The organism is Vulgatibacter incomptus (assembly GCF_001263175.1).
Classification (GTDB): Bacteria; Myxococcota; Myxococcia; order Myxococcales; family Vulgatibacteraceae; genus Vulgatibacter; species Vulgatibacter incomptus.
Genome location: NZ_CP012332.1, coordinates 3,272,696 through 3,295,794 on the forward strand (window position 1 = coordinate 3,272,696; position 23,099 = coordinate 3,295,794).

Genomic DNA, 23,099 nt, shown 5'->3' on the forward strand with positions numbered 1-23,099 from the left:
TCGCGCTCAGCCGGTGTTGCGCAGCCCGGCGGCGATCCCGTCGATCGTCAGGAGGAGCGGCCGCTGGCAGCCCTCCATCCCCTCCCGCTTTCGCCGCAGGAGCTCCACCTGGAGGAAGGACATCGGATCCACATAGGGATTGCGAAGCGCGATCGAGCGCTGCAGCGGCGGATTCCCGTCGAGGATCCTCTCGCTCTCCGTGATCCGTTTCACCCACCGCCGGGTCCGCCGGTGCTCCGCGTCGATCTTCGGCCAGACCGCCGCCCGCGCCTCCGCCGTCGCGAGGGCGGCGTAGCGCTCAGCGATCGCCAGGTCGCTCTTGGCGAGCACCATCTCCACGTTGCCGACCACCGTGCGGAAATACGGCCATCCCGCGTACATCTCACGGAGGAGCTCGAGGCCGCCGGGCCTGCGGCCGAAGGCCTCCAGCGCGGAGCCGACGCCGTACCAGCCCGGCAGGATCGAGCGGTTCTGCGTCCACGAGAAGACCCAGGGGATCGCGCGCAGCGCCTCGAGACCGCCGGCGCTACGCTTCGACGGCCGCGAGCCGATCGGGAGCCGGGCGATCTCTTCGATCGGCGTGGCCGCGTGGAAGAACTCGACGAAGCGCGGCTCGTCGTACACCAGCGCGCGGTAGCACCGCCTCCCCTCCGCTGCGAGCTCCTCGAAGGCCTCGACGTAGCGGCGTTCGTCGTCAGGAGACGGCCGTTCCTGTGCGCCGAGCGTGTGGAGCAGGGCGCCGCCGACGATGAGCTCGAGCGTGCGCATGGCGAGCTGCGGCCGCGCATATTTGTGGTCGAGGGCCTCGCCCTGCTCGGTGGCCTTGTAGCGGCCGCCGACACTCCCGGGCGGCAGCGCGAGGATGGCCTGCTGGGCCGGTCCGCCTCCCCGCGCCACCGACTCGCCCCGGCCGTGGAAGACCCGCAGGGGGATCTGGGCCTCGGCGGCCACCGCCGGAAGCGCCCCCTGCGCCCGATAGAGCGCGGCGGCAGCGGCGAGGAGGCCCACCTCCTTCCCCGAATCGCTGTAGCCGATCATCACCTCCTGCTGGCCGCGGCAGGCGACGTGGTGGCGGTAGACGGGATTGGCGAAGAGCTCCCGCAGGATCCCTGGCGCGGCGTCCAGGGCATCGAGGGTCTCGAAGAGCGGCACGATGTCCAGCCGCGCACACTCTCGGGTGGGATCCCAGAGGCCGGACTCCTTCGCGCAATAGAGCGCCTCGAGCAGGTCCTTCGCGCCGTGGGTCATCGAGAGGATCAGGGTTCGGCAAGACCTCTCGCCAGCGCTCTCCTGGGCCGCCGCGACCTTCCACAGCGCGGAGAGGAAGCGCTCGGCGGCGTCCGTTCTGCCGCCCGTCCCGCGGAGCCAGGCGGCGGCGTCCTTGACGTCCGAGCTCAGGGCCCGGAGCTCGAGCTCGAGGAGGTGGAAGCCCACCGCCCGCGCCTGCGCGAGCAGCCGCTTCACCCGACGCTCCCCGGCGTTGGCGCCCTGGCATGCCGCGAGGGACGAAGCGATCACCTCCAGGTCCGCCTCCAGCTCCTCCGACCTCCGATAGGCGTGGGCGAAGGCCCCGTCTCCCGCCGGCGCGATCGGGGCGGGCGCGATTCCGGAAGCGCCCAGGACGATCGAGTGGGATGCCTGCGTCCGCTCCCCGGACGACCTCCGGGCCTCCACGCGGGCGAGGGAGGCCTCGAGGCGGGCCTCCATGAAGCGGAGCTTGCGCCGCCAGGGCTCACCCTCGGTGCGCGGCCGGAGCCGCTCGGCGACCCCCGGCATCGCCGCGGCATCCGATGCGATCGAGGCCAGGAGCGCCTCGGGAGGATCCACGTAGCGCGTGGACTGCGAGAGCGAGCTGCCCAGGCGGCGCACGCCCTCGAGGAGGAGGCGCAGGGCTCGGCCCTGGTGGACCGCGATCGCGTCCTCCACCACGTCCGGCGTGACCATCGGGTTTCCGTCCATGTCGCCGCCCACCCACGAGTGGAGGCGCAGCGGCGAGGGCTCCATTCCGAGGGGCTCGCCATAGGCGCGCTCGAACGCATGGGCCAGCGCCTCCGGCAGGGCCGGGAGCAGCTTCCAGAGGACGCCCTCTGCGTACCAGAGGACGTTCTTCACTTCGTCACCGACCGTGGGACGCTCGCGCCGCACCTCGTCGGTCTGCCAGAGGGCCGTGACCTCCTCGCGGATCCGCTCCCAGGAGGCCGCCTCCTCGTCCGGGAGCAGCGCGCAGCGATCGCGGTCCTCGAGCTCGTCGGCGATCCGATCGAGCTTCTCGAGGACGGTGTGGCGGGAGGCCTGCGTGGGGTGCGCCGTGAGGGTCAGCGTCACCTGGAGCGACGCGATCGCAGCCCGGGCGTCCGCCGCCGTGACCCCGCCGCGCCGGGCCTGGAGGAGCACCGCGGAGAGGGAGCCCCGCTGGGGGGAGCGTCGACGTCCGCCGCATGCGCTCTCCCCCTCCGGATCCGGTGGTGCTGTTCGGCGAGGTTCACGAGCTCGAAATAGGTCCCGAAGGCGCGGATCATGTCCCGCGCCTGGGTGATCGGGAGCTCCTCGAGGAGCGCGGCGAGCTGGCGGCCCGCGTCGGCTCGATCGGCCCTCGGGCCCCGCCGGCGGGCGATCGCGAGGCCCCGTACCTTCTCCTCGAGATCCAGCGTCTGCCGCCCCTCCTGCTCCGCCAGCACCTCGCCCAGGAGCCGGCCCAAGGTCCGCACGTCTCTCCTCAGGGGGCGATCGATCTTCCGCTTGCGTGGCATGTCCCGAGACGCTACCAACCTGCCCGCCCGCATCCTGGGCCTCGCTTGGGGCCCTCCTGCTCGAAAACGCCCCTTTTCTTCCTTTTTCCGCCGTTCGAGTTTGAAGAAGCGGCGCCGCTCGTGCGTCCAAGAGCCCGTGAAGACCGTCGTTGATGAACAGGTCGAGGCCTCCGTCGCCGCCCCCGCCAGGGCCAGGCGACCGGCGGGCCGGACCGTCCTCGAATGGTTCGGTGTCGACGTGACGGGCGCCACGCTCCCCGTCGATCCCTCCCGCACCTGCCTCGATGGCGACTGCCAGCGCCGGGCGATGGTCGGCGAGCTGGTCTGCCCGGTTCACCTGGGGCTGGTCACGGCGGCGGAGCTCCCCGATCACCGCGGCTTCGCGGCCCACCGAAAGGAGCGGCTCCTCCGCACCGCCGTGCTCGCGGCGCTGGTGATCCTGGGAGGGGCCGGCCTTGGCGTCGCGGTCGGAGACCTGCGCTTCGGCTGGCTCGGCGGCGTCGCCGGCGCGGCCGTGGTGGCGGGCCACGCCTCCCGCGAGCTCCACTTCGACAAGCTCGCGTCGCTCCTGGGGATGCTGGCGTTCTTCGCCGCCACGGTCCTCGTCTTCGCCGGGTTCCTGGTGGGGACGATCTCCGCGCTGCCCTGGCTGATCGGGCACCTGCTCGGGTAGCTCCTCCCGCCCGACGTCCGGCCGTGCCGCCGGCGCCTCCGATGCGAACCCTCATCGGGAGGTGGCGGCCCGAGCGAACATCCAGGACTACGGGATCATCGGAGACTGCCGCTCGGCCGCGCTGATCTCGCGCGAGGGCTCGCTCGACTGGCTATGCTGGCCGAGGTTCGACGGCCCTTCGCTCTTCGCGGCGATCCTCGACCACGAGAAGGGCGGCCGCTTCCGGATCCGCCCGTCGACCCGGCACGTCTCCACCCGCCGGTACCTCCCGGGCACGAATGTCCTCGAGACCCGCTTCGAGACCTCCCACGGGACCCTGGTCCTCACGGACCTGATGCCGGTGGCCACCGAGGCCGAGAAGAAGCGGCTGGTGTCTCCCGAGCACGAGGTCCTGCGGGTGGCCAGGTGCGAGGAAGGCGAGGTCGAGCTCGAGGTCGAATACGATCCCCGGCCGGACTTCGGCCGGAAGCCCGCGAAGCTGCGCTTTCACGAGCGCCTCGGCGTGTCGTGCGCCGTGGGCCGGCACGGGCAGCTCCTCCTGCGGAGCCAGGTTCCGCTGCACCCCCATGGCGGCGGAGCGCGCGGAAGCGCCCGACTCGCCGCGGGGCAGGAGGTCGTCTTCCGGCTCTGCTTCGCGACGGATGCGCCCGCCGTCTTTCCGCCGTTCGACGATGCCGCCGACGCGCTCAACCGGACCCTCTCCTACTGGCAGGGGTGGAACCATTGTGTGGGCTACGACGGACCGTACCGGGAGGCCGTCGTCCGCAGCGCCCTCACCCTCTGCCTGCTGATCTACGCGCCTTCCGGCGCGATCGTGGCCTCGCCGACGACGTCGCTCCCCGAGGAGCTCGGCGGCGACAAGAACTGGGACTACCGCTACTGCTGGTTGCGCGACGCCTCGTTCACCGTGCGTGCCCTCTTCGGCCTGGGGTACGCCGACGAGGCCGAGGCCTTCGTGAGCTGGCTGCTCCACACCACGAAGCTGACGCGGCCGCGTCTTCGGGTGCTCTACGACGTCTATGGCGAGGTGCCACCGCCCGAGCACGAGGTCCCGCTGGCCGGCTTTCGCGGCTCGAGGCCGGTGCGGCTGGGCAACGCGGCCGAGGGACAGCTCCAGCTCGACGTCTACGGCGAGGTGATCGACGCCGCCGCCCAGTACATCCACCAGGGCGGCACCTTCGACCGTGAGACCGCCCGGATGCTCATCCAGTTCGGCCACTACGTCTGCGACAACTGGCAGCTGCCGGACGAAGGGATCTGGGAGGTCCGCTCCGGCCGATACCCCCACGTGCACTCGCGGGTGCTCTGCTGGACTGCCCTCGATCGCCTCCTGGAGCTGCACATCAAGGGCCACCTCGGCCGGGCGCCCGAGGAGCGGTTCCGAAAGGTCCGCGCCGAGATCCGCGCGAACGTGGAGGAGAAGGGCTGGAACGAGCGGATCCAGAGCTACGTGCAGGTCGAGGGCAGCGCCCATGTGGACGCCGCGCTCCTCCTGCTCCCCTGGTACGGCTTCGAGAAGGCCTCCACGACGCGCATGCGAAAGACCTTCGCCCGGATCCGGAAGGAGCTCCACGCCAACGGCAGCCTCCTCTATCGCTACGCCACCCACGGCGGGACCACCGAGGGCGCCTTCGGGATCTGCAGCTTCTGGGCGGCGGAGTTCCTCGCCCGCGGCGGGGGCACCGTCGCCGAGGCGCAAGCGGCCTTCGACGGCCTCCTCTGCTACGGGAACGACCTCGGCTTGTTCTCTGAAGAGGTGGATCCCGCTACCGGCCACGCGCTGGGCAACTTTCCCCAGGGCTTCACCCACGTGGGGCTGATCAACGCCGCCCTCGCGATCCGCGACCGGATGGAGGGACAGGTCCGCGTCGAGCACCACGTGCTCCCCCACCGCAACGAAAGGGCGGCCCGCCGATGAGGTGGTGGTCGGTCCTGGTGTGGGGATTCATCGCCACGGTGGTCCTCACCACGCTCATGTCGGGGAGCCAGGGCGCCGGGATCACCCGGATGAACCTCCCGTACATGCTCGGCACCCTCTTCACGCCGAACCGCGACAAGGCGAAGCTCGTCGGCTTCGTGCTCCACATGCTGAACGGCTGGGTCTTCGCCTTCTTCTACGCGCTGGGCTTCCTGATGACGGGCGGCGCCACCTGGTGGAAGGGCGCGATCTTCGGCGCGGTCCACGCCGCCTTCGTGCTCACCGTCGGGATGTCGCTGGTCCCCGCGATCCACCCGCGCATGGCGAGCGAGCAACAGGGGCCGACCATCACCAGGCGCCTCGAGCCGCCCGGCTTCCTCGGCCTTCACTACGGGTATCAGACTCCCGTCACGGTCCTGATCGCGCACGTGGTCTTCGGGATCATCCTCGGCGCGTTCCTCCCGTGAGGCGACTCGAGGCGCTTGTGGAAGCGCCGACGAATCCGCTCAGAGCTCCACCTGCATGCCCAGCTCGATCACCCGCCCGGGCGGGAGCCCGAAGTAGGCGGTGGCGGGCTCCGCGTTTCGCGACAGGTAGCGGAAGAGGCCCTTCCGCCAGCGCGACATCCGGCCCTTGCCCGTAGTGAGCAGGGTCTCGCGGCCGAGCACGAAGCTCGTCGTGGCCGGATCGGTGGTGAGACCCTGCCGCCACGCCTTGCGGAGCACCGCCGGGACGTTGGGCGTCTGCATGAAGCCGTAGCGGGCCTCGACCCGGAAGAAGCCCTCGCCGAGCTCCTCCACGTGCACGAGCTCCCCCTTGGGTACGAAGGGCACGTAGTCGCTCACCACCACCGAGAGGATCACGACCTGCTCGTGGAGGGTCTGGTTGTGCTTGAAGTGGTGGAGCATCGCCGGCGGCGTGCCGACGGGGTTCGCCGAGAGGAAGACCGCGGTCCCGGGGACCCGCCGGGGCTCCCGACGATGCACGTCGTCGAGGAAGAGCTCGAGGGGCAGCGTCCTCGCCGCGACCTCGCGCCTCAGCTCCGCGCGGCCGTCCCTCCAGGTGAGCATGATCGTGACCAGGCCCACCGCCACGGCGAGGGGGAGCCAGCCTCCCTCGGCGACCTTGAGGAGGTTGGCCGAGAAGAAGGCGAAGTCGACGACGAAGAAGATGGAGACCAGCGGGAGGGTCTTCCACATCGGCCACTTCCACGTCAGCCGCGCCACCTCCAGGAAGAGCAGCGTGGTGATGATCATGTTGGCCGTCACCGCCACGCCGTAGGCCGCCGCCAGCTCGCTCGACTTCTTGAAGCCGATCACCAGGGCGATGCAGGCCACCATCAGCGCCGTGTTCACCCAGGGGATGTAGATCTGGCCCTCGGTCTCACCCGACGTATGGACGATGTGCACCCGCGGGAGGTAGCCGAGCTGGACCGCCTGCCGGGTCAGGGAGAACGCCCCCGAGATCAGCGCCTGCGAGGCGATCACCGTGGCCAGCGTCGCGATGGCGACCACGGGGTAGAGCAGCATCCGCGGCACGAGCGCGAAGAACGGGTTCTCCACCTGCGGCTCCGCCAGCAGGATCGCGCCCTGCCCCGCGTAGTTGAGGAGGAGCGCCGGGAACGCCAGGACGAACCACGCTAGGCGGATCGGCCGCCGCCCGAAGTGGCCGAGATCGGCGTAGAGCGCCTCGGAGCCCGTGAGGCAGAGGACGACCGCGCCGAGGACCAGGAAGCCATGGAAGTGGTTGTGGGCGAAGAACGCGACGGCGTAGGACGGGTTGACCGCCTCGAGCACCCCCGGATGCATGAGGATCCCCCTCACGCCCAGCGCGGCCAGCACCAGGAACCACCCCGCCATCACCGGCCCGAAGAGCCTGCCGATCCGCTCGGTGCCGCGCTTCTGGAAGCCGAAGAGGAAGAGGAGGATCACGACCGTGAGCGGCACGACCGCCGGGCGGAGCGCCGTCGTCGCCACCTCCAGCCCCTCGATCGCCGAGAGCACCGAGATCGCCGGGGTGATGATCCCGTCGCCGTAGAGGAGCGCGGCGCCCAGGAGCGCCGCCACCACGAGGGTGCCGCCGTGCTTGCCGCGGACGGGAGGGAGGAGCGCCAGCAGCGCGAAGATCCCGCCCTCGCCCCGGTTGTCGGCCTTCATGACGAAGCCGATGTACTTGAAGGCCACGACGAGGGTCAGCGCCCAGAAGACGAGCGAGAGGATCCCCAGCACGTTCGCGTGGGTCGCCGGCACGCCGTGGAGGCCGAAGATGGCCTCCTTCATCGTGTAGAGCGGGCTCGTCCCGATGTCGCCGAAGACGACGCCGAGCGCGCCTATCGCGAGAGGGAGGTTCTTGTCGTGCCGGGCGTCCACTCGTGACGCAGCGTGCGTCACGGGCGCTCCGATCTCAAGGGAGGGAGCGCCGTCGGGACCCGAGGCGCCCATGTTCTGCATAGGTGACGAAACCACGGCCGGGCACATTGATCCACTCGCGTGCCGATGACAAGAGCCACACGGGCCTCATTCCCGGTGGACGCCGGGTCGCCGGGCGAGCCGAACGCGGAAATGCGAGCGCTTACCGCACGATAGGACAGGCGACGCCGTCCGGGCGGCTACAGAGCGGATCGGCTCCCGCGTCGCGGGCCGCGCGGACCCGCTCGGCGAGCGAGCCGATCAGCGCCTCGGACGCTCCGGGCGTCCGCACCCGGTGGTAGCCCTCGATCCCGGCGGCGATCGCCGGCTCCCTCAGGAGCATGTCGAGCTCGTAGAGCGTCTCCACGTGCTCGGTGACGAAGGCGATCGGCACGACGATCACGTCCTTCACACCCTCCTTCGCCAGCGACTCGAGGGCGTCCTCGGTGGCGGGCTCCAGCCAGCGGGCGCGGGTCGCCCGGCTCTGGAAGGCGAGGACATGGGGCAGGCCGTCCGGCAGCCGGGCCATCACGCCCCGCACGGTGGCCTGCACGTGCCGGAGGTAGGGGTCGCCAGAGTCGATGAGCTTCTGGGGGAGGCCGTGGGCGCTGAACAGCACCCGGGCCGCGGCCCGCCGCTCCTCGGGGATCTGCGAGAGAGCCTCCCTTACTGCGGCCGCCCAGCCGTCGAGGAAGCCCGGCGTCTCGGGGAAGCAGCAGACCTCATGGAGGGGCAGGCCCGGCGCGCGCTTCTTCAGGACCCGCCGCAGCTCGCGCATCGACGAGCCGGACGTGGACCGCGAGCGCTGCGGATACATCGGGAGCGCGACCACCCCGGTGGCTCCGGCGGCGACGAGGCGCTCCACCGTCTCCTCCGTCGACGGCTTCCAAGCCCGCATCGCGACGTAGGTCCGGTAGCCCGGCCCGAGCGCCTGCTCGAGCGCCCGGCCCTGCGCCTCGGTGTCCTCGACGATGGTGGAGCGGCCGCCGATGCGCGCGTAGATCTCGCGGCTCTCGGGCGCCCGGCTGCGCGCGACCTTGCGGGCGAAGCGCTTCTGCCACAGGAAGCCGAGCGGGAGCTGGATCACGTCGGAGTCGGAGAAGATGTTGTAGAGGAAGGGCTCGACGTCATCGAGCGACGCGGGGCCGCCCAAGTTCATCAAGACCACCGCGGTGTGGGGAGAGCTCGGCACGGTTCCTTCCTAACATTCAACCGCCGCGGCGGCATGTCCAAACACACCCCCTCTGGAATCCAGGCTCCGGTTGCCGGTAGGATCCTCCCACCATCCAGGTCAGGAAGCAGGGAGGTTGCATACGATGGCGACGGAAACGATCCGGTTGTCGGCGCAGTTCCCCACGAGCCCGCAGCGTATCTACGACGCTTGGCTCGATTCTTCTGAGCATTCGGCTTTCACCGAGAGTGCAGCCTCGATCGATCCGGTCGTCGGAGGGAAGCACACCGCGGGTGACGGCTACGTGGAAGGCGAGAACCTCTGGCTCGACGACGGCCGGCGGATCGTCCAGAGCTGGCGAAGCAAGGAGTTCCCTCCCGATGCGGAGAGCTCCAGAGTCGAGATCCTCCTCGAGCCCACGGAGGACGGCGGCACGCTCTTCACGCTGATCCACGACAACGTCCCCGAGGGCCAGCGAGAGATCTACGAGCAGGGCTGGCAGACGTATTACCTGGACAAGATGGCGGCCTATTTCGGCGCGCCCGACGATGCGGAAGACCGGCCGTGGTCGGCGAATGACCTCTCTGCCGAGGAGGCGCTCGATCGCGAGGACGAGGCCATGGCGATGGAGCTCGAAGGCGCGCCGGATCCCGACGAAGAGCGGAGCGACGAGGACGTTCCGTCGCCGAAGGTGCTGCCCGACACCAAGGCGGCGCGGCGCGCCACCCGGGGGAAGACGGCTGCCAAGTCTCCACGGCGTGCGACCAAGGCGACCGCGTCGCGGACGGCGGGGCGATCCAGGTCGAAGAGCACCGGAGGCGCCGCGAAGCCCAAGGCGAAGTCCGCCGGCGCGGGGGCGAAGAAGACGACGACACGGAAGGCGGCGACGACCACGCGAGCGGCTCGCGCTACAGGCAAGGCGACGCCCGCTCGAGCGACTCGCGCAGCGGGCAAGACCACGTCGACCCGCGCCGCAGCAGCGAAGGCGACGACCAAGCGGGCCACTCGCACCACGGCAAAGACGACGACCAAGCGGGCGTCGGGCGCCGCAGCGAAGACGACGACGGCCCGAGCGACTCGCGCCGGGGCAAAGGCGACGACGGCTACCGGCAGGACCCGGGCCGGAGCGAAGCCGACGACGGCGCGCTCGACCCGCGCCGGGGCGAAGGCAACGACTGCGCGCTCGACCCGCGCCGGGGCGAAGGCAACGACGGCGCGCTCGACCCGCGCCGCCGCCAAGACGTCGACCGCGCGGACCTCGACTGCACGGGGCACGAAGAGCGCGACCCGGAAGCCGGCCGCCAGGACCACGAAGGCCGGAAGCACGAAGACGACCACCGCCACGAAGCGCGCCACCACGAGCCGCGCGAAGGCACGGAAGCCCGCGGCTCGAAAGCCGCATCCGTCGTCCCGGTCGTAGCTCTCAGGCCCTGCAGCGCGCGAGCTCCTCCTCCAGGAGCGGCCGATCGAGATCGCGACCGAACAAGGCCATCCGGCTCTCGCCGTGGGCGGGAGCCGGCGCGCGCAGCTCGAGCTGCAGCCGCTTGCCGACCACGTGGAAGGCGACCCAGCCGTCCTCGATCTCGACGATTCCCTTTGCCCGGAAGACGCGCTCGGGCAGCTCCTCCAGCCAGTCCTCGAGGCGATCGAGGACGTAGGCCTGCCGCCCGGAGACCGAGACCACGCCGAAGTCGGAGTGCCTCGCCTGCTCGCTCTGGAAGCCGGCGAGCCGCGCCTCGCGTCCCGCGGCGTCGACGGCATCGAGGCTGTCGAGGAGGAGCCCCTCCGGCAGCCCATCTCCGCCCTCGAGGATTCGCGCCTGGGGGTTCACCTCCCTCACCGCCGCGATCGCCTTCGCCACCTGCTCCGGCGGGACCAGCTCGAGCTTCGAGAGCACGATGAGATCGCCGCAACGCACCTGGGCGTCCCACTCCTCGCCTCGGGCACTCTCGAAGCTGGAGGGATCCACCACCGTCACCACCGAATCGAGGCGCACCTTCCCCTGGAGCTCCGGCCTCGCCAGCGTCCACGTCAGCGCCAGCGGATCGGCGAGGCCCGTGGTCTCGAGGATCACGCGATCGAGGTCCCCCCGGCTCCAAAGATCGTCGAGCGCGCCGAGGAGCTCGGGGTTCCGCAGGCAGCAGACGCAGCCCTCGGTGAGCTCGATCATCTGACGGCTCGCAGGCGAGTCCACGTCGATCCCCGCCTGGCCGAGCTCGTTCTGGATCAGCGCGATCCGCAGGCCGTGGGGCTTGCCGAGGAGCCGGCGAAGGAGGGTGGTCTTGCCGGCCCCGAGAAAACCGGTGAGGACGACGATGGGAAGCGGAGGTCTCACGGGCGCGAACCTAACGGCGTCGACGCCTCGGGGCCAACCCGATCCCTCGCGCACCCGGAAGGGCCGGCAGCGCCCCGGCGTTGGCCTGGAGAAGGGATTGGGCTTGCGCGCTTCCCGCTGCTGGTGCAAAGGGGGACCGATTAAGCGACCATGCGGCCGGGCGCCAGCCGAAGCGAGGCGCGGCAGGAGTGGATCACGTGCGCAGAGTCGGGATCTTCGGTTGGGGCGTCGTCGCCCCCCGGTCGCCGGACATCGAGGCTTTCGAGCGTAACCTCGAGTCTTCGGACAGCTGGCTCTCCGCCTTCGACGGCTTCGGCCCCAGCAACTTCCTCGCAGGTACTCCCGACTTCCGGTTCGCCGACTACAAGGGCTGGATCGACGAGCGCTTCCCGCCCACCCGCTACGCCCAGCTCGAGAAGAAGATGGGCCAGCCGACGCAGTACGCGATCGGCGCCTTCGTCCAGTCGCTCCGTCAGAACCCGGGGATCGAGAAGGTCCTCACCGAGCTCGGCCTCGAGGCCCACGTCTACGTCGGCACCGGCCTCGGCGACCTGCCCACGATCCACGACTGCAGCCTCGAGCTCCACCGCGCCCAGCGCCGCTGGGATCGCTTCTGGGCGAACCCCGAGCGCAACGTCGCCCTCCGCGCCTTCCTGGAGCTCTCGCCCGAGGAGCGCGCCGCCGTCGAGGGCGCGCCGCCGGTCCCGTCCTCGGTCCCCGAGGAGGATCGCGACCTCGCGGAAGAGCGCTTCTGGCACCACTGGGCCGCGCGCTCCACCGAGCTCGCCGACTATCTCGCCGAGCTCCGCGAGATCGAGTCCATCTCCGTCGAGGGCGACGTCGAGGCGGCCAAGCTCGCCGTGATCAAGGAGAAGCGCGTCCGCACCGCGAAGCTGCAGCGGAAATGGAACGCGCCCGAGCCGCCCTGGAACCAGGTCTCGGCCAACCTGCTCTGGAACATCCACAACACGCCCGCGTCTCAGATCTCGATGATGGGCCGGATCACCGGGATGACCTTCGCCCCGGTGGCGGCGTGCTCGTCGTTCGGCTACGCGCTGCGGCTCGCGATGCAGTCGATTTCGTCGGGGAGCGCGAAGGCGGTGGTCGTGGGCATGACCGACCCGGCGCCCAACCCGCTCTCGGTGGGCGGCTTCTACAACGCCCGGGTCCTCGCCGCGGACGGCACCGTCTCCAAGCCCCTCACCGGGATGCGCGGCACCCACGTGGCGGGCGGCGCCGTGGTCTGGATCGTCGGCGACCACGAGTACATGACCTCCAAGGGCTTCCAGCCCCTGGGCATGGAGCCCGTGGCCGTGGGCGTCTCGGCAGACGCGGACCACATCATCACGCCGTCGCCCGAGGGCCCCCTCGCCGCGATGCGGAGCGCGCTCGACCAGGCGGACGCCACGCCGGCCGAGATCGGCACCTGGGACCTCCACGCCACGGCCACCCCGGGCGACTTCCTCGAGGTGGAGACCCTGCGCCAGATCCTGCCGGAGTCGGTGGTCGTCACCGCGCGGAAGGGCACCTTCGGCCACGGCATGTCGGCTGGCGGCGGCTGGGAGCTCACGGCGCAGTACCTCGGCTACCAGCGCGGCCAGCTTCCCGCGACGACGCTGCAGGCGAGCGAGCTCAACCCCGAGATCGGCAAGGTCCACCAGGCGTTCGTCCTCGACACGCCGTGTGAAGCCCGCGGCCTCGCCGGCAAGCTCTCCATGGGCATCGGCGGCATCAACGCCTGCGTGATCTCGCGGCCCTGGAAGTAGCGACGAGCGGGCCGCGGCGCGCCACGGTCCACCCAAGTCTCACTTCGGCGCGGCGATCGCGCCCACCTTCCCTTCGACTGCCCGCAGGTAGTCCGCCGGCGAGACGAGGAGCTGCGTCCCCCGCACGCCGGCGGAGACGGAGATCACGTCGAAGAGCTCGATCGTCTCGTCCACGTAGACGGGGTACGCCTTCTTCGCGGCCAGTGCCGTCACCCCGCCCCGGATGTAGCCGGTCAGCGGCTGCACCTCCTTGAGCGGGACCGTGTCGATCTTGCGATCGCCCGAGAGCCGGGCGAGCCCCTTGAGGTCGAGCTTGGCGTCGCCGGGCACCACGGCGAAGCAGACGCCGTTGCGATCCCCGCGAGCGACGAGGGTCTTGAAGACCTGCTCCGGAGGCATCCCGACCTTGGCCGCGACCGACTCCGCCGAGAGGTCGTCGGGATCGATGTCGTAGTTCTTGAGCTCGTAGGCGATCCCGAGGTTATCGAGCTGGCGGGCGGCATTCGTCTTCATCGATTCGCCCCCTTGGCAGCGCGCTTTGCCGGCTTCGTCTTCTTCGCGTCCGCGGTCGTCTCCGCCGGCGCAGCGAGGCCCTCCAGGAGCCGCGCGGTCACCATCCGCGCCAGCTGCTCGGCGCTCCCGGCCGCCGGAGGGAGCTTCTCCTCCACCAGCAGGGACGCGAGGCCGTGCACCGTCGACCAGGCGGTCACCGCGAGCTCGCTGGCCGGCACGTCGCAGAGCGCGCCCGCCTGGCGGCCCTCCTCGATCGACTCGACCAGCACGCCGAAGGCCGAGCCCGAGGCCTCGTCGAGGGAGGGATAGTCGCAGTCGTTCTGCCCGACGGTGAACATGACCCGGAAGTGCGCGGGATGGGCGACCGCGAAGAGCACGTAGGCTACGCCGATCGCCTGCAATTTCCCGAGGGGATCGCCCGCGAGACGCACCGAGGCCTCCAGGAGCCCTTCCCGCAGGGTGCGGAAGCCCTCCTCGGCGACGGCGGCCAGCAGCGCCTCCTTGCTGGCGAAGTGGCGGTACGGCGCGGCGTGGGTCACGCCGGCCCGCCGGGCCACCTCCCTCAGCGAGAGGGTGGCCGCGCCCTCCTGCTGCACCTGCTCCAGCGCCGCATCGAGCAATGCGCGCCGGAGATCTCCGTGGTGGTAGCGCCCCCCTTTGCTCCGCTCCGAATCGGTCGACATCCCTACTTCACTCCCATGCTGACAGCGCAATGTTGACAGCGTCAACTCCGCCTGCAATGTTACCATCGTAATCTTCCCGCGCCGTCGTCGCCACGGCAAGGAGCTCCGATATGCAGGCCGCCATTCCTCCGTCCCCTTCGAGCCAGGGCTGGTCCCGGGCCTTCCAGGATCTCCCCCGCGAGCACGGCTTCGAGCCGCTCCGCGTCGAGGGAACGATCCCCGCCGAGCTTCGCGGAACCCTCTACCGCAACGGGCCCTCCCTCTTCTCCAGCTTCGGCGAGAGCTATCGACATTGGTTCGACGGCGACGGCGCCGTCTCCGCCGTTCGCCTCGAGGGCGGGAAGGCCGAGGGCGCGGTTCGCCTGGTGCAGACGCAGGAGCTCGTCGCGGAACGGGCCGCCGGGCGCCGCCTCTACGCCAACTATTGCATGCCGCATCCTGGAAGCCTGCTCGGCCGGATCGGTCAAATGCGATCCAAGAACGTGGCCAACACCTCGGTGATGGTCTGGAACGATCGGCTCTTCGCCCTCTACGAAGCGGGGATCCCGGTCGAGCTCTCGATGGAGGATCTCTCCACGATCGGTGAGACGACCTTCGACGGTCTCTTGTCGGCCGCCTTCTCCGCACACCCCCACCGCATCCCGTCGCGGCGCGCGAGCTACAACTTCGGCATGCGGTTCGGGCGTCATACCCTCCTCGACCTCTTCGAGCTCCGGGACGACGGCGGCGCGCGTCGGATCGCCTCCCTGCCGCTGCCGGGCCCGACCCTCCTACACGACTTCATCGCCACCGAGCGCCACCTGATCTTCTTCGTGTCGCCCGTGCGCCTCCGCGTGATGCGCCAGCTCCTCGGCGTGGGGACCGTGGGCGAGAACTTCGTCTGGCGCCCTGAGCTGGGGACCGAGGTGCTTGTGGTGCCCCTCGACGAGCCGGAGCGTCCTTTCCGCTTCCAGGTCGATCCCTTCTTCCAGTGGCACTTCGCCAACGCCTTCGAACAGGGCGAATCCATCGTCGTGGATCTCGTCCGCTATCCCGACTTCGAGACCAACCTCTGGCTCGGGGACCGCGTTCGCGGCGGGAGCGGACGCGAGGCGAGAGGCACCTTCCATCGTGCCATCGTCGATCCGCGGCGAAGCGTGCTCCGCATGGAGGAGCGCTGGTCCGAGTCGTGCGAGTTCCCGCGGGTGGCGCCCTCCGCCACCGGGAAGCCCTACCGCTTCGCATGGCTCGGCGCCCACGCGCCCGGGAGCAGGAGAGACCTCTACGACCAGCTCGCCCGCCTCGACGTCGAGAGCGGCGAAGCGCGGCGCGTGGAGCTGCCCGCCGGCCACTACCCCTCCGAGCCGATCTTCGTCCACAAGGCCGGCAGCGCGGCGGAGGACGACGGCTGGATCCTCACCCTGGTCTACGACGCGCGGGCGCACCAGAGCCACCTGGCCATCCTGGATTCGAAGCGCCTCGACGACGGCCCCATCGCCCGCGCCTACTTCGATCACCACGTTCCCTTCACGTTCCACGGCGGTTGGCTCGGCGCGAAGTGAAGAAGTGAAGTGAAGTGAATCGGGTGCCGCTCGACGCGAGCGCCGCCGATCGGCGATAGCGCGCCGCAAAGGCAGAGACATCCGGGTCTGCATCGGGCTAGATCGTCCGTCCAAACCTCGCGAGGAGACGAGCATGGAGAAGACGAAGATCGAAGGACGCGCCGGCCTGGAGGCCCTGGTGGGCAAGCCGCTTCCCGCGGGGCCCTGGCACCAGCTCTCCTTCGAGGAGATCGTCGCCTTCGCCGACGCCACCGGCGATCACCAGTGGATCCACGTCGACCGAGAGCGCGCCCTCCGCGAATCGCCCTTCGGCGCGCCGATCGCCCACGGCTACTACACGCTGTCGCGGATCGCGGGCCTCTTCTTCGAGGCCGTCGAGGTGACCGGCTTCTCCGCCGTGCTCAACTACGGCCTCGACAAGGTCCGCTTCCCCGCCCCGATGAAGGAGGGCGCGCGCTACCGCCTCTCGCCGACGGTCGAGTCGATCACCGAGGTGAAGGGCGGCCTCGAGGTGGTGTTCAAGAACACCATCGAGCTCGAGGGCGAGGCCAAGCCGACCTGCGTGGCCCAGTGCGTCTTCCGCTATCTGGGCTGACGAGACGAAATCCGAGATCGAGAAAACGGCCTCCCGTGTGCGAAACGCGGGAGGCCGTTCCGTTTTCAGGGGGTTGCCGTGGTCCTGCTGCCGTAGGCAGCGAGATCGCCGACCAGGAGTTCCCGATTACGAACTCGCGCAGGATCACGGGAGCGCTACCGTGAAGCTGGGGGACGTTTCGTCGTTCTGTCGCCGAGCTCGACACTCTCGGCTCTCGCAGATCGAGGTTTCACGAATAGCCTTCGAACAAAACGGAGTGGTCATGCGTCATTCGCGGTTCTCTTTGATCCTGCTGGCGTGTGTGATGGGTGCCCTTACGGCTTGCGGCACCGCTGCCGACCGGCTCGTGGACACGGTCCAAACCGACCTGCCCGAAGAGCCGGGAGATCCTCCAGTCCCACGCCCCGATTCCCGGGACAACGACGAGCCCGCGGAGCCAGACGAGTCCACGGGCTCGCGCCCCGATTCCCCGGATAAGGACGAGCCGTCCCGGCCGGACGAGCCCACGAGCGAGCCGCCCGCCCTCACGGACTGCCCGACCGGAAAGGCGATGGCACTCGCGAGGCACGGGGAGGGCATCGCCTGGGGCATCGGGCGGTGCGGCGAAGTTCCCTACTCGGACTCGAGCGGCACCTACGTAGCCGACACGATCGGCAAGGGAGCGAAAACCCTCCTCGCCGATCGTCAGAGCTACGTCTCCTTCTCCCCCGACCGCAGCCGTATCCTCTCCACATACCAGGTCAGGGAGCAGCCGAAGCTCGAGCTCCGGGTGTTCGACCTCGCGAGCCGGAAGCTCGTGGGCAAGACCATCCTTGCGAATGTCTCGTCCGGCTACAGTGTCAGCTTCGTCGATGTGGAGGGATCGCCTCTCGTGGTCTGCTACGAGGGGCGGCTGGGGGTGCTCGGGTCAGCAGGGCTCGAGACGTTTGGCCCCGACGGCGTGAGCTGCAACGGCGTCGTCTCCTCCGCGCACGGCCCCTTCGTGGCCGCGCCGGGGAAGGAAGGCGCGCTCCTCGTTGCCAACGTGGTGGACCGCACCGTGCGCGAGATCGCGGGCGTGGAATACGTCATCGACGGCGAGCTCGACAACGGCGTTCGGGGGATTCGCTCGCGTTCTCGCCCGACGGAAAGGTCCTGCTCCATCAGCAGGCGGTTGTCAGCACGGAGGACTACCAGACGCGTCGCGCGGAAGTGGCGTCGATCATCGACGTGGAGGCCGGTGCGGTCGCCGCCAGCCTGCCGTTCGATCTCCCTCTGCGAAAGCTCGACTTCTTCTCGTACGGGCTCGGCAACGCGCCCTTCTTCTCGGACGACGGCCACGCCCTCGCGATCCCGGGGCGGAGCGGCAACTTCTTCGTGAGCGAGTCGTTCGACGTCGTCGATCTCGGCGATCGGATCCCCTTCTCGGTGATGGGCGATCGGGTCCTTGCGCAGGCCGGCGAAGGGCCGAACACGTCGATCGTCCTCGTCGATACCCGCACGGGTGAGAGCCGCGAGATCGTGATGGGAGCCAATTTCAGCTCGCTCCGTCCCTCGCCCGACGGAAAGCGCGTCGGAGTCGTCTACGGCACCCTCGATTGCGCCGATTGGGCGGTGGCGGGCTACTGCCGCACCTCCCTCGCCTCCTTCGCGACCTGGGACGGCAGCGAGGAGGTTCGGACCCTCGTCAGCGGCACCAGGCTCTACGACTCGCAGTGGGTAGGTAAGGACCGAATCTACTTCAACGGGATCCCCGAGGGCGCGAAGGAGACGGAGACGACAGGATACCTCGTCGACGCCGACTCCGGCGGGCTCCTTCGCCTCGGCTCGATCGGCCCCGTCTATCCTGCAGGCGAGGCCCTCCTCCAGGTCGTCGACCTCGGGAGCCAACCGTACAACGAACATCATGAGCTCTGGGTGCTCGACCCCGTCACGGGCGCCAGCAAGCGCCTCATGGAGGCCAAGAGCTTCCAGGTGATCTCGGACGATCGGGGCGAGGTGACGGCGATCCAGGAGAATCCCTACAGCTCGCCCACCTACTCGCCGAGCTGGGTCGTCTGGGCGGGAGCGGTCTCCCGGCCCTGATCAAACCGGAGGGGAACTTGCGGCGCCTCAGGAGCGCCGCAAGTTCTCGATTCAGTCGAACCGCAACGCGAGCTGGTCGCCCTCGACCACGGCCCGGGCGGTTCCGCCGGCGGCGAGCTTCCCGAAGAGGATCGCCTCGGCCAGGGGCCGCTTGAGGGTCTGCTCCACCAGCCGCGCCATCGGGCGGGCGCCGAAGGCGGGATCGTAGCCGTGCTCCGCGAGCCAGCTGCGCGCCTCCTCGGCGAGCTCGAGGACGACCTTCTTCTCGGTGAGCAGCACCTGGAGCTCGCGAACGTTCTTGTCCACCACCCGCAGGATCTCCTCGCGGCCGAGCTGACCGAACTGGATCACCGCGTCGAGGCGGTTGCGGAACTCCGGGCTGAAGGCCTTCTCGATCGAGCCGGTGGCGGAGCCGAAGGGCGTGCCGCCGCCGAAGCCGAGCCGCCTGCCAGAGAGCTCGCGGGCGCCGACGTTCGTGGTGAGGATCAGGATCACGTTCCGGAAGTCGGCCTTGCGCCCGTTGTTGTCCGTGAGAGTGGCGTGATCCATCACCTGGAGCAAGACGTTGTAGAGGTCGGGGTGCGCCTTCTCGATCTCGTCGAGGACCACCACCGCGTAGGGCGTCTTGCGGACCGCGTCGGTGAGCAGCCCGCCCTGATCGAAGCCCACGTAGCCCGGAGGCGCGCCGATCAGCCGTGAGACAGCGTGCTTCTCCATGTACTCGGACATGTCGAAGCGCACGAACTCCACCCCCAGCACCCGGGCGAGCTGCTTGGAGAGCTCGGTCTTCCCGACGCCGGTGGGCCCCGCGAAGAGGAAGGAGCCGATGGGCTTGTCGCCGGCGCGAAGGCCGGAGCGGGCGAGCTTGATCGCCGCAGCCACCGCCTCGATGGCCGGATCCTGCCCGTAGATCGAGCCCTTCAGCTCGGGCTCGAGCCGCGAGAGGGCGCTGCGATCGTCAGCGGAGACGCTGCGCGCCGGCACCTTCGCCATCCGCGCGATCACGGCCTCCACGTCCGCCGCCGTCACCTGGCCCGTGCGCTTCTCGGAGGGCAGCAGCTTCTCGGCGGCGCCCGCCTCGTCCAGCACGTCGATCGCCTTGTCCGGCAGGTGGCGGTCCGCGAGGTGCTTGGCCGCGAGGTGCGCCGCGCTCGTCAGCGCGTCGTCGGTGTAACGAACGCCGTGGTGCTCCTCGTAGCGGGAGCGGAGGCCCTTCAGGATCTCCACCGTCTCCTCGATCGAGGGCTCGGCCACGTCGATCTTCTGGAACCGTCGGGCCAGCGCCTTGTCGCGGTCGAGCGACGCCTTGTACTCCTCGAAGGTCGTCGAGCCGATGCAGCGCAGCTCGCCCGACGCGAGGGCCGGCTTGAGCAGATTCGACGCGTCCATGCTCCCGCCGGTGGTCGCGCCGGCGCCCACCACCGTGTGCAGCTCGTCGATGAAGAGAATCGGGTTCTCGAGCTTGCCGAGCGCCTTCAGCACCGCCTTCATGCGCTGCTCGAAGTCGCCGCGGTAGCGCGTGCCCGCCAGGAGCGAGCCGAGGTCCAGCGAGTAGAGGCGCGCGTCCTTCAGCACGTCGGGGATCTTGCCCTCGTGGATCCGCAGCGCCAGCCCTTCGGCGAGCGCCGTCTTGCCCACGCCGGGCTCGCCCACGTAGAGCGGGTTGTTCTTGCGGCGGCGGCAGAGGACCTGGATCGTCCGATCGATCTCTGCGTCCCGGCCCACCAGCGGATCGATTCGACCCTCCGCGGCACGGGCCACCAGATCCACCGTGTACGCCGCGAGCGGATCCTTGGCGCTCTTCGGAAGAGGTCCTTCCTCCTCCTCCTCGTCGATCTCCTCGTCGCCTTCCTCCTCCTCCTCGAACAAGACTCCGTGCGAGAGGAAGCGGATCACCTCCAGGCGCTCGATCCCCTGCTTGCGGAGCAGAAAGGCCGCGTGGCTCTCCTCCTCCTGCAGGAGCGAGGCGAGCACGCTACCGCCGTCCACCGCCTCGTTCTCCGCGGAGAGGGCATGGATCGCGGCCCGCTGGATCACCCGGGCGAAGCCCAGGGTCGGGGTCGGCTCCTCCTCCTCACCGTCGGGCAGGGCCTCGAAGTGGTCGGCGAGGAAGGTGACGAGCTCATCGCGGAGCGCCTGCACGTCGCCGCCGCAGGCGTCGATCGCGGAGCTCGCGAGGGGATCGTCGAGAAGGCCGAGGAGGAGGTGCTCCGTCCCGGCGTGCTCGTTGCGGCGCACGCGGGCGGCGTCGAGCGTGCGCTCGAGCGTCTGCTGGAGTTCTGCGGTGAGCTGGGGGGACTTGGGCATTATTCGGGCTCCATCGTACACAACAACGGAAACTCGTTTTCCTTCGCCAGCGCCCTCACCTTCTCCACCTTGGTCTCGGCGACGTCGTGGGGATAGACGCCTGCCACCCCCATGCCCCGGTTGTGCACGTGGAGCATGATCTGCGTCGCGTCCGCCTCCGAGTGGCGGAACACGCCCTCCAGCACCCAGACCACGAACTCCCTCGTCGTGTAGTCGTCGTTGTGGATCAGCACCTTCCACATCGGCGGCCGCGCGAGCTTCCGCTCGTTCTTGGGTCGGGTGACGACCCCCTGCTCTTCGTCTTCGAAGCGTCCAGCCATGATTGATGAGAACCCTCGTCAGAGGGCTTTCCTACCACATGGATCGCACGATGCCCTCAGGGGCTCACGGACGGACGTGCTCTGCCGGGTGGACCCGCACCGTGCGCACCCTTCTGGGCGTCGCCTCGCAGATCTCCAGGACCGTCCCGTCCGGCGCCACGTAGCGCTCGCCCTTTCCGGGGATCCGGCCAGCGAGATCGATGCAGAGGCCGGCGATCGTCGACCAGCCGTCGCCTTCCGGGAGGTCCAGATCGAGCTCGCGGTTCACGTCCCGGATCGGGGCGATACCCAGCACCAGCGCCGTGTGGTTCGCCTCGACGTGGATCGTCTCCGGGACCTGCGCCTCCTCCTCGCTGAAGATCTCGCCGACGAGCTCCTCCACCAGGTCCTCGATGGTGACGATCCCGGCCATTCCGCCGGACTCCTCCACCGCGATCGCCAGCGAGATCCGCCGGAGCTGCATCTCGCGAAGGAGCGACACCGCGTGCATCGTCTCCGGCACGAAGTAGGCCGGGCGGACCAGGTCGTCCACCACGACGACCTGCGACTCCCACGCGAAGAGGAGCACGTCCTTGATCGAGAGGTAGCCGACCACGTTGTCGATCGTCCCCTCGAAGATCGGCATGCGGGTGTGGCGCTCCTCGAGGAGCGTCCTGCGCAGCTCCTCCTGCGTCACGTCCCTGGGGACGGCGATCACGCGGTTGCGCGGGATCATGACCTCGGCGACCAGGAGCTCGCCGAACTCCAGGGCGCGCGCCGCGATCCGGCCGGCGTTCGGATCGATCACGCCGGCCCTCGCCGCCTCCTCGAGCTCCTCCTGGATCTCCTCGGGAGCGATCCGGGCCTCGCTGAACGAGGTCTCGCCGCCGAAGAGCGTCAAGATCGCGCTCGACGAGGCCCTCGCGATCCACACCAGGGGGCGAAACGGCAGCGACAGGAATCGGAAGAGGCCCGCCGTCCAGAGCGCCCAGCGTTCCGAGCCGCGCACGCCGAGCGCGATCGGCACCAGCGCGCCGAAGACCACGAAGAGGAAGGTCGACGCCGCGATCACCACCAGCAGCGCCGGCGCCGTGCCGATCGTGGGGCCGAGCTCGCGCACGAAGTACGAGCCGGCGAGCGCGCCCGCCGCCACCGTGACGGCAATGGTCGCCGTGCGGCTCCAGGCCACCACGCGCTCGGGGACGTCCCGCAGGCGCGCGAGGGAGCGAGCGCCGCGCCGCTCCTCCTCGGTCAGCTCCCGCAACCGGGCCCGGCCCACTGCGAGGATCGCCACCTCCCCACCGGCCCAGAGGCCGTGGAGCAGCACCAAGCCGAGGACGATCAAGATGACGGCGAGAATGTCGGCACCCTCTGCCTTTAGGCTATTCACGCCCCAAAGGGAGGGTGTACCGCGGAATCAACCCCGCGGCGGCTCGAAGCTGCCGAGAACGACGCGCCCTCGGCCGTCCATCGGCAGGTCGACCTCTTCCACCACGGGAAAGCCGAGCTCCGTCGCGAGCCCTGCGAGGTGCCGCCGCCAGGGGTTGTAGGGCATCCCGTTGTCGGAGCAGCAGGGGACCACGGCGAACGGGAGCCGGTGCTTCGCGGCGTACTCGATGATCACGCGCGTGGCGCCGTCGGGATGCATGCCGACGACGAGGTCGCACTCGCACGGCTCTTCGAGGCCGAAGATTCGCTCAGCGTAGCGGACCGGGAGCCGCTTGTGCCGCAGGTCGAAGGTCGTGACCTCCCGGCCCAGGGCGGAGAGGGCCTCGTTCAGCTTTCCCTGCCCGCCCGCGACGTCGAAGACCCGCCGGGCGTCGAAGCGGTCGACAAGGAAGCGGGCGAAGAGCTCGAAGCGGCGCTTGTCTGCCATGGGCGCGTTGTAAGCCCCGGATCGATCCCACACAAGGAGGCCCGCGCCGGCTTGATCGGTCCAAGGTACCCTCGCGGTTGGCGAGCCTTCGAGTCGAGCTCGAACCGAGACGACAGCAGGCAGAGTGATTCTAGAGCGACGTAAACGCCCGTATCTACATCGAAACTCCGGAGTCTGTCGGCAGAGGTAAAGACTTTTAC

General features: G+C 69.7%; 20 protein-coding genes. 9 read left to right on the forward strand and 11 right to left on the reverse strand.

Annotated features, from left to right (window positions below):
- Nucleotides 1-6: 6 nt before the first annotated feature.
- Nucleotides 7-2,394, reverse strand: coding sequence for a phosphoenolpyruvate carboxylase (locus AKJ08_RS13530; RefSeq protein ID WP_276202169.1), 2,388 nt, complete (start codon nucleotides 2,392-2,394; stop codon nucleotides 7-9).
- Complete coding sequence (locus AKJ08_RS20665) at nucleotides 2,322-2,708, reverse strand: phosphoenolpyruvate carboxylase (protein ID WP_276202170.1); 387 nt, start codon at nucleotides 2,706-2,708, stop codon at nucleotides 2,322-2,324. The genes AKJ08_RS13530 and AKJ08_RS20665 overlap by 73 nt, the downstream gene beginning before the upstream one ends.
- A 178-nt stretch (nucleotides 2,709-2,886) precedes the next feature.
- On the opposite strand from AKJ08_RS20665, the gene AKJ08_RS13535 reads away from it, so the two are divergent.
- The 3 genes from AKJ08_RS13535 to AKJ08_RS13545 all read left to right on the forward strand — a co-directional run bounded on the left by AKJ08_RS13535 (nucleotide 2,887) and on the right by AKJ08_RS13545 (nucleotide 5,808).
- Nucleotides 2,887-3,423, forward strand: coding sequence for a hypothetical protein (locus AKJ08_RS13535; RefSeq protein ID WP_157370681.1), 537 nt, complete (start codon nucleotides 2,887-2,889; stop codon nucleotides 3,421-3,423).
- A 61-nt stretch (nucleotides 3,424-3,484) separates the two neighbouring features.
- On the forward strand, nucleotides 3,485-5,341 hold the full coding sequence (locus AKJ08_RS13540) for a glycoside hydrolase family 15 protein (protein WP_050726553.1): 1,857 nt from the start codon (nucleotides 3,485-3,487) through the stop codon (nucleotides 5,339-5,341).
- A complete protein-coding gene (locus AKJ08_RS13545) occupies nucleotides 5,338-5,808 on the forward strand; it encodes a hypothetical protein (RefSeq protein WP_050726554.1) in 471 nt (156 codons plus the stop codon). The genes AKJ08_RS13540 and AKJ08_RS13545 overlap by 4 nt, the downstream gene beginning before the upstream one ends.
- 39 nt (nucleotides 5,809-5,847) lie before the next feature.
- Here the strand turns inward: AKJ08_RS13545 and AKJ08_RS13550 are convergent, their stop codons facing one another.
- Entirely contained in the window at nucleotides 5,848-7,818 is a 1,971-nt protein-coding gene (locus tag AKJ08_RS13550) for a potassium transporter Kup (protein WP_420806369.1), read from the reverse strand.
- Nucleotides 7,819-7,912: 94 nt separating this feature from the next.
- The gene (gene hemH, locus AKJ08_RS13555; RefSeq protein WP_050726555.1) at nucleotides 7,913-8,941 is read right to left on the reverse strand and encodes a ferrochelatase; all 1,029 of its coding nucleotides are present in this window, start codon (nucleotides 8,939-8,941) and stop codon (nucleotides 7,913-7,915) included.
- A gap of 124 nt (nucleotides 8,942-9,065) precedes the next feature.
- Here hemH and AKJ08_RS13560 point away from each other — a divergent pair, with 124 nt between their 5' ends.
- Entirely contained in the window at nucleotides 9,066-10,340 is a 1,275-nt protein-coding gene (locus tag AKJ08_RS13560; protein ID WP_082343166.1) for an SRPBCC domain-containing protein, read from the forward strand.
- 3 nt (nucleotides 10,341-10,343) lie between these two features.
- Here AKJ08_RS13560 and AKJ08_RS13565 read toward each other — a convergent pair whose 3' ends face one another.
- Nucleotides 10,344-11,255 carry a CobW family GTP-binding protein gene (locus AKJ08_RS13565; RefSeq protein WP_050726557.1) on the reverse strand — a complete coding sequence of 304 codons (912 nt, stop codon included), beginning with the start codon at nucleotides 11,253-11,255 and terminating at the stop codon, nucleotides 10,344-10,346.
- Nucleotides 11,256-11,452: 197 nt separating this feature from the next.
- On the opposite strand from AKJ08_RS13565, the gene AKJ08_RS13570 reads away from it, so the two are divergent.
- Nucleotides 11,453-13,021 (forward strand): beta-ketoacyl synthase N-terminal-like domain-containing protein, encoded by a 1,569-nt coding sequence (locus tag AKJ08_RS13570; RefSeq protein ID WP_050727584.1) that lies wholly within the window; start codon nucleotides 11,453-11,455, stop codon nucleotides 13,019-13,021.
- A gap of 39 nt (nucleotides 13,022-13,060) precedes the next feature.
- On the opposite strand, the gene ybaK is transcribed toward AKJ08_RS13570, so the two are convergent.
- Nucleotides 13,061-13,534 carry a Cys-tRNA(Pro) deacylase gene (ybaK, locus tag AKJ08_RS13575; RefSeq protein WP_050726558.1) on the reverse strand — a complete coding sequence of 158 codons (474 nt, stop codon included), beginning with the start codon at nucleotides 13,532-13,534 and terminating at the stop codon, nucleotides 13,061-13,063.
- The gene (locus AKJ08_RS13580; protein WP_050726559.1) at nucleotides 13,531-14,217 is read right to left on the reverse strand and encodes a TetR/AcrR family transcriptional regulator; all 687 of its coding nucleotides are present in this window, start codon (nucleotides 14,215-14,217) and stop codon (nucleotides 13,531-13,533) included. The genes ybaK and AKJ08_RS13580 overlap by 4 nt, the downstream gene beginning before the upstream one ends.
- 110 nt (nucleotides 14,218-14,327) lie before the next feature.
- On the opposite strand from AKJ08_RS13580, the gene AKJ08_RS13585 reads away from it, so the two are divergent.
- The 4 genes from AKJ08_RS13585 to AKJ08_RS13595 all read left to right on the forward strand — a co-directional run bounded on the left by AKJ08_RS13585 (nucleotide 14,328) and on the right by AKJ08_RS13595 (nucleotide 18,417).
- Nucleotides 14,328-15,758: a carotenoid oxygenase family protein gene (locus AKJ08_RS13585; RefSeq protein ID WP_050726560.1), complete on the forward strand. Its 1,431-nt coding sequence runs from the start codon at nucleotides 14,328-14,330 to the stop codon at nucleotides 15,756-15,758.
- A gap of 133 nt (nucleotides 15,759-15,891) precedes the next feature.
- On the forward strand, nucleotides 15,892-16,353 hold the full coding sequence (locus AKJ08_RS13590) for a MaoC family dehydratase (RefSeq protein ID WP_050726561.1): 462 nt from the start codon (nucleotides 15,892-15,894) through the stop codon (nucleotides 16,351-16,353).
- A 160-nt stretch (nucleotides 16,354-16,513) separates the two neighbouring features.
- On the forward strand, nucleotides 16,514-17,713 hold the full coding sequence (locus AKJ08_RS19910) for a hypothetical protein (protein WP_169788832.1): 1,200 nt from the start codon (nucleotides 16,514-16,516) through the stop codon (nucleotides 17,711-17,713).
- Nucleotides 17,710-18,417 carry a hypothetical protein gene (locus AKJ08_RS13595; RefSeq protein ID WP_169788833.1) on the forward strand — a complete coding sequence of 236 codons (708 nt, stop codon included), beginning with the start codon at nucleotides 17,710-17,712 and terminating at the stop codon, nucleotides 18,415-18,417. The genes AKJ08_RS19910 and AKJ08_RS13595 overlap by 4 nt, the downstream gene beginning before the upstream one ends.
- 51 nt (nucleotides 18,418-18,468) lie before the next feature.
- Here AKJ08_RS13595 and clpA read toward each other — a convergent pair whose 3' ends face one another.
- The 4 genes from clpA to AKJ08_RS13615 form a co-directional block, all read right to left on the reverse strand.
- The gene (gene clpA / locus AKJ08_RS13600; RefSeq protein ID WP_050726563.1) at nucleotides 18,469-20,724 is read right to left on the reverse strand and encodes an ATP-dependent Clp protease ATP-binding subunit ClpA; all 2,256 of its coding nucleotides are present in this window, start codon (nucleotides 20,722-20,724) and stop codon (nucleotides 18,469-18,471) included.
- Entirely contained in the window at nucleotides 20,724-21,044 is a 321-nt protein-coding gene (gene clpS / locus AKJ08_RS13605; protein WP_050726564.1) for an ATP-dependent Clp protease adapter ClpS, read from the reverse strand. Before clpS ends, clpA begins: the two co-directional genes overlap by 1 nt.
- A 64-nt stretch (nucleotides 21,045-21,108) precedes the next feature.
- Nucleotides 21,109-22,413, reverse strand: a complete 1,305-nt coding sequence (locus AKJ08_RS13610) for a hemolysin family protein (RefSeq protein WP_050726565.1) — start codon at nucleotides 22,411-22,413, stop codon at nucleotides 21,109-21,111.
- Between the two features lie 27 nt (nucleotides 22,414-22,440).
- Nucleotides 22,441-22,899 (reverse strand): hypothetical protein, encoded by a 459-nt coding sequence (locus AKJ08_RS13615; RefSeq protein ID WP_050726566.1) that lies wholly within the window; start codon nucleotides 22,897-22,899, stop codon nucleotides 22,441-22,443.
- Between the last annotated feature and the right edge of the window lie 200 nt (nucleotides 22,900-23,099).